This window comes from Pseudoalteromonas sp. SR45-5 (genome assembly GCF_014163565.1).
Classification (GTDB): domain Bacteria; phylum Pseudomonadota; class Gammaproteobacteria; order Enterobacterales; family Alteromonadaceae; genus Pseudoalteromonas; species Pseudoalteromonas distincta.
Window position 1 is genome coordinate 1 of the sequence record NZ_JACJDN010000961.1, and the last position, 954, is coordinate 954.

Below are 954 nucleotides of genomic sequence, written 5' to 3' on the forward strand. Positions count from 1 at the left end.
TTGTATTGCAGGTACATTTTTGGGGGTTGTTTTAAGTTTTTTCTTTTTAGTTTTACGTTTCTTTTTAAAGCAAAATTAAAGTGCTTATAAAAGCTTAAAACTATATTTTATGGGTGTTTTTGAAAAAGCGCTTGTAACATTATGTATTATTGTGGGTAAAAGTTATGAGCACTGAAGAATCATTAGTAAGCGTAGTAATTCCAACGTTGAATAGAAGTACAATGCTTATGCGTGCTATAGAATCTGTTTGTCAGCAAACTTATAAGAATATAGAAATTATAGTTATAGATGATTGCTCAGATACACCTGTTCAGCTGGATAATTATAATGGTAGTTGCCCACTAACTATTTCGAGAAATAAAGAAAGACTTGGTGGGGCTGCTTCACGTAACCGGGGGGCAGAACTAGCCAATGGAACTTATATATCTTTTTTGGATGATGATGACTACTACTTCGAAGATAAAATTAATTTCTTAATACATAAGCTATTAGAGCAGCCTGAACTAATTGCTGCTTTTGGCCATGTAAAAGGGAGTGGATTAAAACCAAAACTGTTACAAGATGATACATTCATCGCGAGTTTTAATGCAATTGGTGGATTACATACCAATGGATCATTAATAAAAAAAGCAGAATTTGATAAGATAAAGTTTTTAGAATCATTAGCAAAATATCAAGACACTCAGTTACATATGGAAGTGATTAAGTCTCAAAAAGTGAAATATTTTAATCATCCAGTCGCTTTTTGGAATAAAGATCATGGTGAAGGCCAAATAACAGATCTAAAAACTATAAAGCAACACATTAAAGGCTTAAAGGCTTTTATTACTCTTGATATATATATGAGAAGCATATACAAGCTTTCACTACCGGAGCACTTATATTTACTTAAAAATAAGATTTACCTTTTAAGTAAATGCGATAAAAAAACCTTAGTTGAAAATGATATTTCGT

General features: G+C 31.1%; 1 protein-coding gene. It reads left to right on the top strand.

Annotation, left to right across the window (positions count from 1 at the left end; genetic code table 11):
• Positions 1–164 precede the first annotated feature (164 nt).
• The coding region (locus H5072_RS20370) for a glycosyltransferase family 2 protein (RefSeq protein WP_182694626.1) at positions 165–954 on the top strand (790 nt) is incomplete at its 3' end.